This is a genomic window from Leptospira wolbachii serovar Codice str. CDC (assembly GCF_000332515.2).
GTDB lineage: Bacteria > Spirochaetota > Leptospiria > Leptospirales > Leptospiraceae > Leptospira_A > Leptospira_A wolbachii.
The window spans coordinates 1,888,387-1,903,051 of sequence record NZ_AOGZ02000014.1 but is presented as its reverse complement, the minus strand read 5'-3'; the positions used below and the strand labels follow the sequence as shown (position 1 = coordinate 1,903,051).

Sequence of the window (14,665 nt, the reverse complement as noted above, 5' to 3'; positions counted from 1 at the left end):
TCATTGAATATTCATTTGACACTGCACTCGCATTTAACATAACGGATAGGTACTCTTGGAGAAGTGGCTGAGTGGTCTAAAGCAGCGGTCTTGAAAACCGTCGTGGTAATCCCACCGTGGGTTCGAATCCTACCTTCTCCGAGTCGCTGGAGACGTGCCTGAGTGGCCGAAAGGAGCGGTTTGCTAAACCGTCGTACGAGCAATCGTACCCAGGGTTCGAATCCCTGCGTCTCCGTTGTTACCACCATGAATACCGCCCAAATCAAAGACAAATTTCAAAAACTACGCGCCTACTTAGTCACTGATGAAGCAGCTAAAATTTTTGCAGTTTTGCCTTTGTATTTTTCTTGGGTTCCCGTATTTACCTGGAAACGAAACAATCCTGAATTTGTAACCGTTTGTCTATACTCGGCGGTTAATACTTGTTTGTTCTTACTTGGTTTGTTACTTGCCCAAGCTGTCTCAGTTCTTCCCTTCGTTGGTCTCTATTTTGCTGCCACTGTCCATCTCCTATCTGTACTACTTTATCTAGGAATCGCTGGATTTTTGATTTACTCCATCCGCTTGAAAAAAACCATAGAGATACCCGTTCTTTTGGACTGGGTAAAAATGCTTCAAGCATTCATTGCGCCCATAGCTCAACTGGATAGAGTATCTGACTACGGATCAGAAGGTTAGAGGTTCAAATCCTCTTGGGCGCACGTGGAAGCATTCGACTCGTTTTTAGAGCGATACTCGAAAGCAGTTTCTAACCATCCAAACGAAATTCCCTCCTATTCTGAAATCGTTACCAAAGAAGGAACCCTTCTTTCTACTGCCTTCAATTCCGTTGAACAAACATTAAATCCTACAAAACACAGCGAAATCCTTGCGATAGAAGAAGCTCTATCCAAAACAGAAGGACGTTATCTTACCGATGTCATTTTAATTACCGCCTTAGAACCTTGCCTCCTATGTGCAGGTGCCATCTTGCGAGTAAAAATTCCCGAAGTGGTTTATTTTGTTCCTGCAAAAGCGGGTGAGGGGATTTCTTCTTATACAACTGAATCCATTTATTTATTAAACCACTTCCCCAAATGCACTCTCATCCCAAGATCCCACATAAAATTTGAATTTCTTAGTTTTTTCAAAGAGAAAAGGTAGAATTCTTTTGACCGTTTCTTTTTATGGAAGCCAGTAGAAACCATTGGAGAGATGTCAGAGTGGTCTATTGTGCATGCTTGGAAAGCATGTGTGCCAAAAGCACCCCGGGTTCGAATCCCGGTCTCTCCGCCAGGTTCTATCCTTCTTTTACTTTCCGTAAGCCACTAAAGAATGTTTCGGCATTTTTAGTTGCAACCTCTCGGAACGCTTACAAATATACATTATCAAAGCGGTAGAATCAAATTTCCATTGAATCGGATTTTGATACGGACTTAAATGAGCGAAAACCACCAAGTACTCTTTAGAAAATACAGACCTCAATTTTTCCGCGATGTGATCTACCAAGATCTCGCTGTTGGGTCTTTGCAAAACGCGTTTAAATCTAAAAAAATTGGTCATGCCTATATATTCATAGGACCACGTGGGGTTGGTAAAACAACTATCGCAAGAATCCTTGCTAAACGTCTGAATTGCGAAAGACCGGATGGGGTCGAACCTTGCAATGAGTGTACTTCTTGTTTGGAGATTACCAAGGGGAATTCAAACGATGTATTTGAAATTGATGCGGCCTCCAATAGTGGAGTCGATAATATCCGCGAGTTGCGTGAAAATGTAAAGTTTAACGCCATGGGTGGCAAGTATCGGGTTTATATTTTGGACGAGGTACACATGTTAAGTGGTGCTGCTTTTAATGCATTACTCAAAACATTGGAAGAACCGCCCGCCCATGTTGTTTTTATTTTAGCTACGACTGAGTATCATAAAATTCCAGAAACCATTCTCTCTCGTTGTCAGGACTTTCACTTTCGAAAAGTACCTGTTACAGCATTACAAAACTACATCGAAACTCTTTGTGAAAAAGAAGGTCTCAAATACGATTCAGAAGGTTTATTTTGGATCGCAAAAAAAGGGGATGGCTCTGTTCGGGATACTTTGTCCTTTATGGAACAAGCTGTAATTTTCACTGATGGCAATTTAACCGGCGCCAAACTTCGAAAAATGATTGGGTATCATGGAATTGATACCTTTACCGACTTTTTAAACCAACTATTAGATTCCTCTCAAAGTGCACAAATCTTTGAAACGCTAGAAAATCTTTTCCAAGCCGGAATAGACCTCAGTAAATTTGTTTGGGACTTCATTGAGTTTTTAAATTCCCTTCTCCTTATTAAAGACAATTTAGCAGATAGAGAATCTATTAACATTCCACAAGAAGATTTACAGAAACTAAAACAAAACTATCGTGATTTGGATCGCGAAATTTTAGTTTTACTCGCAGAGAGAATTTTTTCAGTCCATGAGAAATTAAATCTAATGAAACTGCGAAGCTCGTACGAAATGAAAGTTTATTTAGAAATTCAATTTCGTAAATTGATATTGGACCGTGAAAAACCTAGTATTTCCGGATTATTAGCAAAAATCTCAGAACTCACCAAACTGGTTCAAGGTGACATTTCTCATATCCCAGAAAATTTAGAATCTCCAAAGAAACAAACAACTCCAGTTGTGACACCGACTCCACAAAAGCTTGAGCCATCACAATCTGCAGCAGAAAAACCAAAACAAAACATTGAACAAGAAACCAAAGCAAATCCTCCGAAACAGGAAGTGGCTTCTACGCCGAAACCGGCAGTGGCCAATCCAGCAACATCCGAGGATATGGAGAAACTTTTGAAAGAAAAATTCTCCGGTATGGAAGTAGACCCCAACCAATTTAAGAATTTATAAGTCCAAAAGGTACGTATGGGAATTTTTGATCAAATGAAACAAATGCGAGAGGCTTTTTCGCAACTCGGCAATATCAAAGAGAAACAAGAAGAACTCTCAAAACGACTCGCACAAATTCGAGTCTCAGCGTCAGCCGGTGCCGGTATGGTTGAGGTGACTGCGTCTGCGGATGGCACCCTTACAAACATCAATATCAATCCAATTATGTTCAATGCAGATGACAAAAAAATGTTAGAAGATCTAATCCTATCAGCAACTAACGAAGTACAACGAAAGGCCAAAGAAACGATGGCTCATGAGATGAAAAATGTCCTCGGCTTCAACCCAAGCGATTTTGAAGGTGTATTCAACCAATTGCAAAAGGATGGAGGATTTCCACCTGTCTGACCCACAATTTCAAAAACTCATCCAATCCTTTTCTAGCCTCCCAGGGATTGGAAAAAAAAGTGCTACAAGAATTGGATTTCATATTCTTCGTATGGATCCTTCTACATTCCGAGCTTGGCTCTCCAATATTGAGGAAGCTAAAGCCAAACTACGATTTTGTGATGAATGTGGTGGGCTTACAGAAGATCCCGTTTGTTCCATTTGTTTGTCTGATAGAAGAGATAATGGAATTCTCTGTGTAGTCGAACAACCAGAAGATATTTTTTTTATAGAAAACACAAAGGAATATGTCGGTAAATACCACGTACTCAATGGCGCTATTTCTCCATTAGATGGAATTGGGCCTGACCAACTAAGAATTCGTCAATTGATAGAGCGATTAGAAGATACTGGTGTGAAGGAAGTTCTTATCGCAACAAATCCAACTCTTGAAGGGGATGCGACCGCTTCGTACCTTTCAACTGTAATCAAACCGATGGAAATTAAAATCACTAGAATAGCTCACGGTATAACGATTGGAGGAACCTTAGAGTATTCCGACCAATACACTTTAGGAAAAGCTATCAAATCAAGGCTTACTTTATAATTATTTTATTCAGTTGCCTAAAAGAATTTAATGTTGTTTCCTTTATTCAAAAGAAGGAATGAATTCACCTGTTTGTTAAATTGAAACGAAAAGAGCAGTTAGAGTTTATTTATTTCAATAAAGACTGAAAATTAAAACAATTTTTAAAACCTATGTTCAAATACAATAAAACCTTCTCTTAAGACTCGGCCGTATTTTGAATCTAACAAAACAAATAGCGCATCGCCAGCAACAAAGTAGCCAGAACGAAAAATGATTTGGAAGTCGGAGGTTACATTGTAACGAATATTGAAATTATACTCCATTCCCATATAAGTGGAGGTTCTATAGCCATTTCGTTCACTAAATTCTCGATTGATGCGAATTTCTGGCGATTTTGTTGCCCATAATTGGTAATAGCCGAAGGTAAATTGATAAGGACCAAAGGCAATAATATTGGAATACAAACCATATTCATTCAAACCAGAAAAACTGGATCCGTTGAACAATGCATAACCGCCCGTAAAATCTGTAGCTATATTGGATATCGAAAATCCAGGAGCTAAGGTCCGGTATCCATTACTTTTTAAATTTGCTTCGTTTCCTTTCTCATCATAACCAGGTCTTCCCGTTGTCCCAAGAGCAATTAAATTGAAGTTAAGCGATTCACTCCAACGGTAGGTAAACTGAAAGTCATACATACCACCTTTGATAAAATGCCTTTGTGTCGTATTGTAAATTGTTAGATCGTTGGAATCATTGACAGGTCTTAATTTTCTAACAGTACCTGTATTCAAAATTCCATGAACAATAAATGAAAATTTTTGAAAATTAAATTCATTATGCATCCCATACCAAGCAAGTCTTGCTATTTCATTATCAGACTTGTCATTATCATCCAAAAAATATGCATAAACTTCATTACGGATGTTTCGAAAATATTCAAACTTTAATCGATTGTAATAAATATTGGAACTTTGGTAGTTTTTATCAGCAAATCCATTTTTATCAACGTCCATAAAACTTTGGTCACGTGCTCGTAAAATTCCACCTTCCAAAGAGAGTCGCAAAAATTGGAAATTCTTAAGAATACTAACGCCCGTTCCTGTAGAAAATAATACGCGACCCTGGGCCGAACTAAAAAGCTGCTGTCCTACTTTAATAAAAAGTCCCGATTCAGGAATTCTAAAGTTTAAATATAAAAAGTTTGTCTGTACATTGACCGCAGCGGTTCGACCTCTTTCCCCACCAGATCCTGGGCCAACCAATCCAGGGTCAAAACCGTCGGGTCCTGTTGCCCGTAAACCCTTACCGCCAAAAGGAATATCACCGACTTGCATTCCCCAAACGCTTTCCACGTATTTATTGGCAGAAAAACTCATATTGTATAAAAAACGTGAATCGTAATAACTTACGTCCTCCTTCCTACGAGTGATTTGGCTAGGCAATCCTTGTTGTCTTCTTTCCAAATCAGATTGTATTGTTTGCTGTTCCGTTTGTTGGCGTTCCGCATTTTCTTTTTCTAAATTATTGATTGGGGTTACTGGAGTTTTTCTTTCTAATAGTACATCCCTACCAACGTTTGTAGCACGAACACGAAACGAGCCATTAAAATTCATAAAGGTTCTCTGTGATTCTTCTTCTTGCGATAATAAAAATCCTGAAGGTATAAGGAGAAAAATCAAACATATAGAAAGATTACTTCGGAATGCCATTGATTTTATTCTTTTTTCACCCATTGGTTAGATTTAAAATATTTATTAATTAGCACTTGAATTTTACCGGTTCGCTTCAGCTCTTTGATGAAGAAATTTAGATTATATAGAAATTCGACATCTCGTTTGGCAGTCGCCATACTAATATGATCTTCTTGCACCACACCCAAAATTGGTAAATAGTTGGCTCGCAAAGAAGAATCTTTTTGCAACAAAGCTTGAATATAAAATGAATCTGCAACGAATGCATTTACATTGTTTTTCTTTAATTCATTTAAGGCAGCTTCATTTGTAAAATATGAGAAAATCTGCGCCTTAGGAAAAGCCTCTCTTAGAAAAAAATGATTGGAGCTATTGGCAAGCACCGAATAAGAAATACCCGTAATGTTTGTTAGATCATTTAAGTTGCGAAACAATTGTACGGTTACAATTTGTCCTTCAGGTTCTGGGAGTGCCGTGCGATTTACTAGGGCTGCGGGTGTTGAAATCAAATAGGGATCAGTAAAATAAACATCTCTAAACCGATTGATGGAAGAAGAAAGTCCTGCCATTGCAATTTGGGTGTCACCTTTCTCTAACATCCTTGCATGTTGATCGAAAGTACGAAGTGGAATGATTTTTAGATCCACATCCAGAAATTTTGCATATTCTTGTGCTAACTCTACATCCAAACCGGGAAAATTAGGATTTGGATTTTCTATATAGAAGGGATCATAAAATTCATTTACGGAAACTGTGAGAGTTTTTGTTTTTTTAATTTTCTCTAAAACCTGACTCGATTCTCCAGAAAGGGAAACAGACAGAAAAAAAATCAAAAAGGATACTAACTCAAAAAAATGGATCCTGAGAAGAGGCAACATCCCCATTACCTTTTCTCTGGAAATAGAAACGGCAAGGAAAAATTAAGGATCGATCAGTACAAATTCTGTTCTTCGATTTTTTTTAGACGAAGCTTCATCTGTTCCTTGCACCATCGGTTGTGTTGGACCCTTTCCCTCTGTCGATAGGCGAGTTGGATCCACTCCCTTAGAGACTAAATACTGTTTAACGGAATCTGCCCTTTCTTTTGAGAGAACCATATTATCTTCTAACGTACCTGTTAAATCAGTATGACCTATGATTTTCATTTTCTTTGCAGAATTTTCATGTAAGTAGTCAACGATTGCATCTAAAGGCCCAGAGGATTCGGGTTTTAACACTGAGGAAGCACGTTCAAAGTATACTGAATCTAAAGAGATTTTTTTGGTTTCCTCTAATTTCTTTTGAACCAAACTTTCTTGTTTTGGAATGGAAGCTGTAAATAGATCAAAGGATCTACCCTCAACCCTTCGACAGAATAAGAAGGTTTTTTTAACCTGTTGGAAAACAATGTAGGCCTCATCGTCGGCTGAATTGATTGGAGCACCTAAATTCTCAATTTCCTTGAATGAATCTTTATCAACTTTTGCCATGTACAAATCAAAACCACCATACCCGCCAGGTCTATTGGATGAGAAAAAAAGAATACTTCCATCATCATTAAATGCTGCCGCAATCGTCGCATAATTATCATTAATGGGAGAAGGGAGTAGTTTTGGAATCGACCAACTGTTATTCTTATATTGGCTAAAATAGACTTTAGCAAGATTTGGTTTCCCAAAAGGGTATCTAGTAAAAAGTAAAGTGTCTCCCAGTAGGTGGGGATTTTCTTCAATTTCCTCTGTATTGATAGAACTCGGCAAAGCAACTGGACTTCCCCATGACTTTCCGTTCCAATTGGAAACATACAAATCTCTAGAAATTCCAACCTTTCCATCAGGTAGTGTTACTTCTACAGATCCGTCTCTGTTAGATGATAGTAATAGTGTTTTTCCATCTCTTGTGATAAACGGACTTTGGTCATCGTATGGTGAATTTAAAACATCAACCTCTTCAGGAAAATCCCAAGTTCCATCTTTTTTACGTTCCGATTTAAAAATTTCAGTAAAACCTTTACTCGAACGTTTAGAATAAAAATACAAAGTCTTAGCATCTGGAGTCATCGTGGGTCCAAATTCCTGAAACTCTGTATTGATCGGCCCTTGGATCGGAGCGACTACTAAACTTGGTTCCGTTTCAACTGTTTGGCTATAGATGGGATTAGGAAGAAAGAGAATCCAAAAGAAAGAAAATAGAAGAAGTGCACAATAAACGATATGCGATAAAGATGCAGCCCTATGCTGAAGAGACTGCCATAGCAATTTACGAATCAACGTAATGCAGTTAACAAACCCACGCACCGGGAAATAGATGTTATTCGCATAACTGCCATTTATATGTAATTTTATGAATAACGCATAAACCCAATAGCCAAATTCTAGTGTTCTGGAGAGCGATTCTTTGCATTGGAATCTAAATCGAATTGCTGAGGGAAAACGAGTAAGAAAGGAATAGGGCATTTGACACCTCGGTCATCTGCCCTAAATTTTAGCGAATGTAAGGTTTTAGTACATCCGGAATTTGGAAGGATCCATCTTCCGATTGGTAATTTTCGATCACTGCAGCGAGTGTTCGACCGATCGCAAGACCGGAACCGTTCAGAGTATGGACGAGCAGGTTTTTTCCTTCCTTTGACTTGTATCGAATTTTTCCTCGTCTTGCTTGATAGTCTTTGAAGTTAGAAACAGAGGAAATTTCCATAAATCGACCAAGTCCTGGCATCCAAACTTCAATATCGTAGGTTTTGGCGGAAGCACTGGACATATCTCTACTGCAAAGTAACATCACCCGGTACGGAAGTTTTAGCTTTTGCAAAATGGATTCCGCATCTTGGAGCATTTTTTCGTGTTCCGTTTGCGAAGTTTCCGGTTCTACAAACTTTACTAGTTCCACTTTTTGGAATTGGTGCACACGGACAAGGCCCCTTGTATCACGCCCGTAAGAACCCGCTTCCCTGCGAAAACAAGGAGTGTGAGCGCATACAGAGATCGGTAACTCTTTTTCAGAAATAATTTCATCACGGTAGTAATTGGTAAGTGGCACTTCCGCTGTTGGAATCAAGTTGAGTCCGTCTTTTTCTAACCTGTAAAAATCTTCTGCAAATTTAGGTAACTGGCCTGTGGCCGTCATGGACTCATCGTTCACAAGGACTGGAACCCACATCTCTTCATAACCATTTTCGCTTGTATGAGTATCAAGCATTAGATTCATGAGAGCTCTTTCTAGTTTAGCACCAAGGCCGCGATAAGTGTAGAATCTTGCACCAGAAAGTTTCACTCCCCTTTCAAAATCAAAGATTCCTAATTTTTCCCCAATATCAAAATGGGTTTTTGCCTCGAAGGATAATTTCGGAACCTCGCCCCACTCACGCACTAGGACATTGTCCGCTTCTGATTTTCCTTCGGGAACAGATGGATCGAGTAAATTAGGAAGTCCTAAATTGAGATCATGTAATGATTCTTCTTCTTTCGTGAGTTCTTCTTCAATGGCTTTGATTTGATCTCCCACACCTTTCATGGATGCAGAAATCTCAGTGATGTCTTTGCCTTGTGATTTTTGGATTCCAATTTCTTTTGAAACTCGGTTTCGTTCTGCACGAAGGTCCTCCACTTCCAATTTTAACTTACGTTGTTTTTCAGAAACAGATTTGATTTTAGCTTCAATGTCAGCAGAGGCAACACCTCGCTTTTGTAAGGTGGAAAGTAATTCTTCTGGGTTTTGGACGATACGGTTGATATCAAGCATGGTGATAGGCCTTTCTTTCTGTAAATTTTATGGAATTTTGATAAATGCGATCTGAGACTTCAGTATTGGTTTCTGTTCGTAATGAAAACATTTTTTCTAACACAAAAGGTAGATGCGAGGAATCATTTCGCTTGCCTCTATGTGGCATAGGCGATAGAAAAGGTGCATCTGTTTCGATAAGAATGGTTTCCAATGGAATTTTACGTGCTGCTTCTTGGATATCAATGGCGGACTTAAAAGTAACAATCCCAGAAAACGAAACATAATAACCTAAATCAACAAACTGTTTGGCAGCTTCATAATCATAAGTAAAACAATGGATCACACCAAATGCTTTTGTTTTGAATTCTTTCAATGCTTCATACGTATCTGCAAAAGCATCACGTGAATGAATCACCACAGGCAATTTATGATCAGAAGAAAACTGTAAAAACTTTCGCAGCACTTCATTCTGGGCTGATCTTGTACTCGCATCATGATATAAATCGACACCAATCTCTCCAATGGCAGAAAATTTCGGATCATGCATTCGGGATTTTGCTAAATCTAAAATTTGGTCCGCATTAGGAAATTCATGAGTCTCTGTAGGATGGCAACCGATCGAATAAAATATCTCTAAGCCCTCAGTACTATGAGCTTCTGAAATACGAACAGCTTCTTTAGAACTAGGTAAATCAATCCCGATTTGCACCATTCGGTCTACTCCAGCATTTCGGGATTTCGCCAGCGTTTCTTCAATCTCTTGGCCCTGTTCTCGAATTATGTCTAGGTGGCAGTGTGTGTCGATGGTTGAATATCCCATAAATAGCAAGATTTGTAATTTCCACTGGTTGAAAATGAAAATTCAATCGAAAGATATAGTGGGTGCATTAACTTTTGTTTAAATAGTCGAAGGTCTCGAAAGAACGTGGAAGTAAAACAAAGACTACATTTAATTTTCTACCGTTTGCGGTATAAAGTCCAGGAATGGAAGCTTAAGTTATCCCAACGTTATGAGGATCTTGACAAAAAAGGCCGTGAACGCCTGACCATTATGGTCATTCCTCACACAGACCGCAAAACCATAAACTTTGTCATCTCCTACAAAGCCATTTCCATCTTTATTGGGATTATGGTCATCCTTCTTGTGATCAGTGCTGTGAATGTTTTATCACATAGTGGATCCATCCACCAACTCACAGAACTCAATTTAACGAACAAAGACTTTATCAGACAATCCTCAAAGATGAAGGAAGAAGTAAACTCTCTTCACGAAACCATCCAATACTACTACGAAAGGATATCGAACCTCTACATTAAATTAGGTGGAGATCCCTCTCGCGTTTCTAAAGGGATGGGCGGACAAGCAGGACAATTCCTCGCATTACAAGGAACACCGCAATCTGACATTACAGATGAATCCTTCAGAATCAAAGAAGACATACATAATTTAAAGTTATCTTCAGAACTTTCAGAAGAGATCATCAAACTCATCAAAAAAAGAAAGAGTATCATTCGAAATACTCCTTCCATTTGGCCAACGAAAGGATATGTATTGTTTCCATTTGGAAATTACATTTCCCCCGTCACCGGTAAAGAAGAAGTAAATCGAGGATTGGACATAGGATCCTTTCCCGGTGCGGAAGTCATTGCCACTGCTCCCGGTATCGTATTCGATACAGGATACTCTCCAGCTACAGGATATTACGTAAAATTATCTCACAAGTTTGGATGGAAAACAATCTACTCCAATCTCGATAGAATTCGTGTTAAGAAAAATGAAAAACTCTCCAAGGGTGACATTCTAGGTTATGTTGGAAAATCTCCAGAAAATCCGATTTACCATCTTCATTATGAAGTACATGTTGGTACCCAAGCGTTGAATCCATTTTCGTTTCTCAACCAAATTCAAGAATAATGTCCAATCCATCTACAGAAGAAGAATTTTTAGTTAATAGCATCATTGGGGAAGGCGCCGAGTTTGTAGGCGAATTCAAATTCCCTGGACTCATTCGTATCGATGGAAAATTTCGAGGAGTTCTCGAAACCACCGGAAAGGTACTTATAGGAAAGTCTGGAATCGTCGATACAGATATCAAAGCACGTGTGGTCGTTGCCGGAGGAGAAATCCGCGGAAACATCTATGCAACAGAACGAGTTACATTACTTTCCAGCTGCCGATTAGAAGGGGACATTGTCACTCCTCGCCTAATCGTAGAAGAAGGAGTAGTGTTCCACGGAAAATGCACGATTAACCCCACTCGTCATTAGGCGGGTTTATGATCATCCAAAACAACAATCCTAAGTCGGTATCCACTCAGGCAAAGAAGGGTTCCAAAGAAAAACTCTCAGGTTCCCTTGGTCCAGTTGATGAATCTAAACAAAGTTTTTTAGATATTTTAGAATCCATCGTTCCTGCAGGAAAAGAGGAAACGAGAGAACTGAACGAACTCTGGAAAGATCTTCCTGATTTAGAAAAAGAACTCATCAAAGATCCAAATCACAAAAACCTCGAATCTTATAAAAAACACATCAAACAAATAGCCGAACTCATTCTCAAAAAAAACTACAAAGTGATGCAAGCCCCACAACGCGGACGAAATGACCAAAAGGATGTCCGATATGTAAAAGTCGTGGATGAAAAATTGGACTTACTTGCAAAAACTATGTTCTCCCCAAACAACAGTGCGTTCGTGATTTTGAAACAATTAGATGAAATCAGAGGTCTACTTATTGATCTAAAAGGATAATTCTTTGCAAACTCCAGACCGACCAAAATCTAAAAACATCCGCGTTCTCTCTAAAACTTTTTCTTACCTCAAACCCTACAGATTCCAAATGGCCCTTTCTTCCTTTGCCTTGCTTTTTACCGCAGGCGTCACCTTGGGACTGGGGCAGGGTTTACGCCATTTGGTGGATGCGGGTTTTTCTGCTAGATCCAAACAAGAATTAGGTTATTCTCTTGCCTTTATTATTTTAGTTGGGATCTTTCTTGCGATTGGAACCTACATTCGTCATTACACAGTCTCTTGGATTGGAGAGCGTGTTGCTTCTGACATTCGAAGAGACGTATTCAAACATATCATTTTCATCCATCCCAGTTTTTTTGAAATCAATTCACCGGGAGAAATCCAGTCCCGCATCACAACCGATACCACTCTAATCCAAACTGTGATTGGATCTTCCGCATCGATCGCCCTACGCAATATCTTGATGTTTGTGGGGGGAATCATTTTTCTTTTTATCACCAATGCCAAACTCTCTATGATCGTACTTCTCAGTGTTCCTTTCATTGTGTTTCCGATTTTGTATTACGGGAAAAGGGTACGCAATCTTTCCCGCAGCACGCAGGATAAAATTGCAAGTATTGGAACCTACGTCAGTGAATCCCTTCTTAATATCAAAATCCTGCAATCCTTCCACCACCAAGAAGAAGACATTCAAAAATTCACTCATACGGTAGAAGCCGCATTCGATGTCGCCGTCGCACGAATCAAACAAAGAGCACTTCTAATCGCAGCTGTGATTCTATTTATACTCACAGGAATCAGTGTGATGTTATGGATTGGGGGAACGGATGTATTAGAAGGAAAAATCACTGGTGGGGAACTCATCGCATTTTCTTTTTATGCGATCATGGTTGCTAATAGTGTCGGTGCTGTTTCAGAAGTGCTTGGGGATTTACAAAGAGCTGCCGGAGCTACTGAACGTTTGATGGAACTTCTTTTATCAGAATCAGAAATCAAAGATCCACAATTTCCTAAACCTATCGCAAACATCCTTTTTCCAAACGAAGGAAACGGATCTCTGAATGGTTCTTCTAAACAAAAAGGACTAAAAATTAATTTAGAGCATCTGCAGTTTTCGTATCCATCCCGTCCGGATCATAAAGCCATTCGAGGCATCCATTTAGAAATTCCTGCAAACAAAACCACTGCTTTAGTTGGTCCTTCTGGTGGTGGAAAGAGCACACTCTTTGAACTCATCCTTCGGTTCTATGATCCCACGGAAGGAAAGATTCTTATCGAAGGTGTCGACCTAAAAGATCTAAGTTTAAAAGATTTACGCTCTCTGATTGGTTTTGTTCCACAACAACCCATTCTTTTTAGTGGGACCTTACGAGAGAACATCGCCTATGGAAAACCAAATGCTAGTTTTGAAGAAATTGAGATAGCAGCAGAGAATGCCTACGTAACAGAATTTCTAAACCAACTTCCCGATGGATACGAAAGTAATTTAGGACATTTAGGAACAAGGCTGTCCGGGGGACAAAAACAACGAATTGCGATTGCAAGGGCCATACTTCGGAATCCAAGGATTCTACTTTTAGATGAAGCGACTTCTGCTCTCGATTCAGAATCGGAACAAATGATCCAACGAGCTTTGGACTTTTTAGTGAAGGAAAGAACTACTATCATGATCGCGCATAGACTTTCCACAGTGGTGAAGTCGGATCAGATTGTGGTAATCAAAGAAGGAGAGATCGAGTCCGCCGGAACCCATGACGAACTCATTAGAAAAAGTGAATTGTATGACCGGTTAGCGAAACTACAGTTTCACACCGAGCTGCTCTAAGATTCTTTCCATATCACTTAAGTTCGCATAAGAGAAAACAATCTTTCCTTTTCCGTTCGTTTCATTGTGAGAGACTTCCACTTTGGAACTATATTTGTTTCTGAGTTTTGTCTCTAACTTTACGATACTGCCGTCGCGTTTATCTGGACCAACAGAAGCAGACTTTGATTTTTTATCAGGGTTCAAAAGATTAGAAACATAGTTTTCTACCTCACGAACATTCCATCCTTCGGAGATTACCTTTTGTCCTACTTCTAATTGTTTTTTAGAATCGGGTATGGAGAGAAGGGGACGAGCTTGGCCTTCGGAAAGTTTCCCTTCTTTCACCAAGTCCTGTAACGGTTTGGGTAAAGACAATAGCCGGATCAAATTGGAAATGGTCGCCCGGTTTTTTCCCACACGAGTGGCAAGGTCTGTTACCTTTAACCCGCGTTTGTCGATGATTGCTTGGTAAGCCAAAGCTTCATCCATGGGATTTAGATTTTCTCTTTGGATGTTTTCAATCAGAGCTAGTTCCATCATATCCGCTTCGGATATGTCACGAACAATCGCAGGTATTTTTGCAAAGCCTGCGAGTTTACAAGCTCGAAGTCTTCTCTCACCTGCTACCAAAAGAAATCCAGAACCAGAAGGATTCTTTTGTACAACGATGGGCTGGATCACTCCATGTTCAACGATAGTGTTCGAAAGTTCTTGGATAGAGGCATCCGAAAATTGTTTTCTTGGTTGGTGCGGGTTTGGTAAAATTTCTGTGACTTTGATTTCTCTAAGACCGCTCAGTTCCTCTTTAGAGATCTCAACATTGTTTTCATTTACAGGAATTAAATTCCCAAGTCCTCTTCCTAAAACTTTACCTTTGCCGAGTGCCATA

14 protein-coding genes and 4 tRNA genes are annotated in these 14,665 nt (G+C 39.4%); 12 read left to right on the top strand and 6 right to left on the bottom strand.

The window, feature by feature from the left end:
- The first annotated feature begins 57 nt into the window (after positions 1–57).
- The 8 genes from LEP1GSC195_RS14375 to recR all read left to right on the top strand — a co-directional run bounded on the left by LEP1GSC195_RS14375 (position 58) and on the right by recR (position 3,844).
- Positions 58–141 (top strand) — tRNA-Ser (locus tag LEP1GSC195_RS14375).
- Positions 142–148: 7 nt separating this feature from the next.
- A tRNA-Ser gene (locus tag LEP1GSC195_RS14370) sits at positions 149–235 on the top strand.
- A 392-nt stretch (positions 236–627) separates the two neighbouring features.
- Positions 628–701, top strand: a tRNA-Arg gene (locus tag LEP1GSC195_RS14360).
- Between the two features lies 1 nt (position 702).
- Positions 703–1,143: a nucleoside deaminase gene (locus tag LEP1GSC195_RS14355; RefSeq protein WP_015682400.1), complete on the top strand. Its 441-nt coding sequence runs from the start codon at positions 703–705 to the stop codon at positions 1,141–1,143.
- A 45-nt stretch (positions 1,144–1,188) separates the two neighbouring features.
- Positions 1,189–1,275: transfer RNA gene (locus LEP1GSC195_RS14350), tRNA-Ser, on the top strand.
- 144 nt (positions 1,276–1,419) lie between these two features.
- A complete protein-coding gene (gene dnaX / locus LEP1GSC195_RS14345; protein WP_015680743.1) occupies positions 1,420–2,871 on the top strand; it encodes a DNA polymerase III subunit gamma/tau in 1,452 nt (483 codons plus the stop codon).
- 21 nt (positions 2,872–2,892) lie between these two features.
- Positions 2,893–3,258: a YbaB/EbfC family nucleoid-associated protein gene (locus LEP1GSC195_RS14340; protein ID WP_198012804.1), complete on the top strand. Its 366-nt coding sequence runs from the start codon at positions 2,893–2,895 to the stop codon at positions 3,256–3,258.
- Positions 3,236–3,844, top strand: a complete 609-nt coding sequence (recR, locus tag LEP1GSC195_RS14335) for a recombination mediator RecR (RefSeq protein ID WP_015681998.1) — start codon at positions 3,236–3,238, stop codon at positions 3,842–3,844. Before LEP1GSC195_RS14340 ends, recR begins: the two co-directional genes overlap by 23 nt.
- Positions 3,845–3,987: 143 nt before the next feature.
- Here the strand turns inward: recR and LEP1GSC195_RS14330 are convergent, their stop codons facing one another.
- From LEP1GSC195_RS14330 to LEP1GSC195_RS14310, 5 genes are read right to left on the bottom strand one after another with little or no spacing between them, the layout of a single operon-like run.
- Positions 3,988–5,538, bottom strand: coding sequence for a hypothetical protein (locus LEP1GSC195_RS14330; RefSeq protein WP_015682215.1), 1,551 nt, complete (start codon positions 5,536–5,538; stop codon positions 3,988–3,990).
- 5 nt (positions 5,539–5,543) lie between these two features.
- Positions 5,544–6,398, bottom strand: a complete 855-nt coding sequence (locus LEP1GSC195_RS14325) for a substrate-binding periplasmic protein (protein WP_040507174.1) — start codon at positions 6,396–6,398, stop codon at positions 5,544–5,546.
- A gap of 42 nt (positions 6,399–6,440) precedes the next feature.
- Positions 6,441–7,955 carry an OmpA family protein gene (locus LEP1GSC195_RS14320; protein WP_040506769.1) on the bottom strand — a complete coding sequence of 505 codons (1,515 nt, stop codon included), beginning with the start codon at positions 7,953–7,955 and terminating at the stop codon, positions 6,441–6,443.
- A 28-nt stretch (positions 7,956–7,983) separates the two neighbouring features.
- On the bottom strand, positions 7,984–9,240 hold the full coding sequence (gene serS / locus LEP1GSC195_RS14315) for a serine--tRNA ligase (RefSeq protein WP_015682228.1): 1,257 nt from the start codon (positions 9,238–9,240) through the stop codon (positions 7,984–7,986).
- Entirely contained in the window at positions 9,233–10,042 is an 810-nt protein-coding gene (locus tag LEP1GSC195_RS14310; RefSeq protein ID WP_040506767.1) for a TatD family hydrolase, read from the bottom strand. Before LEP1GSC195_RS14310 ends, serS begins: the two co-directional genes overlap by 8 nt.
- 105 nt (positions 10,043–10,147) lie before the next feature.
- On the opposite strand from LEP1GSC195_RS14310, the gene LEP1GSC195_RS14305 reads away from it, so the two are divergent.
- The 4 genes from LEP1GSC195_RS14305 to LEP1GSC195_RS14290 are packed head-to-tail and all read left to right on the top strand — an operon-like array spanning position 10,148 to position 13,794.
- Positions 10,148–11,137, top strand: coding sequence for a M23 family metallopeptidase (locus LEP1GSC195_RS14305; protein WP_002980319.1), 990 nt, complete (start codon positions 10,148–10,150; stop codon positions 11,135–11,137).
- The gene (locus LEP1GSC195_RS14300) at positions 11,137–11,490 is read left to right on the top strand and encodes a bactofilin family protein (RefSeq protein ID WP_002972551.1); all 354 of its coding nucleotides are present in this window, start codon (positions 11,137–11,139) and stop codon (positions 11,488–11,490) included. Before LEP1GSC195_RS14305 ends, LEP1GSC195_RS14300 begins: the two co-directional genes overlap by 1 nt.
- An 8-nt stretch (positions 11,491–11,498) precedes the next feature.
- A complete protein-coding gene (locus LEP1GSC195_RS14295) occupies positions 11,499–11,969 on the top strand; it encodes a YaaR family protein (RefSeq protein WP_002980282.1) in 471 nt (156 codons plus the stop codon).
- A gap of 4 nt (positions 11,970–11,973) precedes the next feature.
- Entirely contained in the window at positions 11,974–13,794 is a 1,821-nt protein-coding gene (locus LEP1GSC195_RS14290) for an ABC transporter transmembrane domain-containing protein (protein WP_015682198.1), read from the top strand.
- Here LEP1GSC195_RS14290 and LEP1GSC195_RS14285 read toward each other — a convergent pair.
- Positions 13,768–14,664 (bottom strand): ParB/RepB/Spo0J family partition protein, encoded by an 897-nt coding sequence (locus LEP1GSC195_RS14285; protein WP_015682732.1) that lies wholly within the window; start codon positions 14,662–14,664, stop codon positions 13,768–13,770. The two genes, LEP1GSC195_RS14290 and LEP1GSC195_RS14285, sit on opposite strands and share 27 nt — an antisense overlap.
- Between the last annotated feature and the right edge of the window lies 1 nt (position 14,665).

Bases quoted from the DNA above. Each gene is read 5' to 3' on its own strand.
- dnaX (WP_015680743.1), top strand. From the start codon at position 1,420: ATGAGCGAAAACCACCAAGTACTCTTTAGAAAATACAGACCTCAATTT.
- recR (WP_015681998.1), top strand. From the start codon at position 3,236: ATGGAGGATTTCCACCTGTCTGACCCACAATTTCAAAAACTCATCCAA.
- LEP1GSC195_RS14330 (WP_015682215.1), bottom strand. From the start codon at position 5,538: ATGGCATTCCGAAGTAATCTTTCTATATGTTTGATTTTTCTCCTTATA.
- LEP1GSC195_RS14325 (WP_040507174.1), bottom strand. From the start codon at position 6,398: ATGTTGCCTCTTCTCAGGATCCATTTTTTTGAGTTAGTATCCTTTTTG.
- LEP1GSC195_RS14320 (WP_040506769.1), bottom strand. From the start codon at position 7,955: ATGCCCTATTCCTTTCTTACTCGTTTTCCCTCAGCAATTCGATTTAGA.
- serS (WP_015682228.1), bottom strand. From the start codon at position 9,240: ATGCTTGATATCAACCGTATCGTCCAAAACCCAGAAGAATTACTTTCC.
- LEP1GSC195_RS14310 (WP_040506767.1), bottom strand. From the start codon at position 10,042: ATGGGATATTCAACCATCGACACACACTGCCACCTAGACATAATTCGA.
- LEP1GSC195_RS14300 (WP_002972551.1), top strand. From the start codon at position 11,137: ATGTCCAATCCATCTACAGAAGAAGAATTTTTAGTTAATAGCATCATT.
- LEP1GSC195_RS14295 (WP_002980282.1), top strand. From the start codon at position 11,499: ATGATCATCCAAAACAACAATCCTAAGTCGGTATCCACTCAGGCAAAG.
- LEP1GSC195_RS14285 (WP_015682732.1), bottom strand. From the start codon at position 14,664: ATGGCACTCGGCAAAGGTAAAGTTTTAGGAAGAGGACTTGGGAATTTA.